The organism is Peptostreptococcus canis (assembly GCF_014229965.1).
In the GTDB taxonomy this organism is placed as follows: domain Bacteria; phylum Bacillota; class Clostridia; order Peptostreptococcales; family Peptostreptococcaceae; genus Peptostreptococcus; species Peptostreptococcus canis.
The window spans coordinates 1-293 of sequence record NZ_JABGBW010000036.1; the positions used below are offsets into that span (position 1 = coordinate 1).

The following is a 293-nucleotide window of genomic DNA, read 5'->3' on the forward strand; positions in this document are numbered from 1 at the left end:
AATACAACTAGAAAAGAACAAGATGTTGTCATTACAGATAAAATTCCAACACATACAGCATATATAGAAAATTCGGCAGATAATAGCGGTGTGTATAAAGATGGAATAATTACATGGAAAAAGAAGTTATTAGCCGGAGAAAGCATTACAGTAAGTTTTAAAGTAAAAGTAAATAATAACATTGATGGAGTTACATTGAAAAATATGGCAAAGGTAAATGATGGTAAAAATGATTATGAAACAAATGAAACACATAATCCTACTCCGGAAAAGACAGTACCAAATAAACCAAC

Annotated in this window: 1 protein-coding gene; it reads left to right on the forward strand. The window is 29.7% G+C overall.

The window, feature by feature from the left end:
- Nucleotides 1–293: DUF11 domain-containing protein (locus HLB29_RS09590; protein ID WP_185624904.1), on the forward strand; the 293-nt coding region annotated here is incomplete at both ends.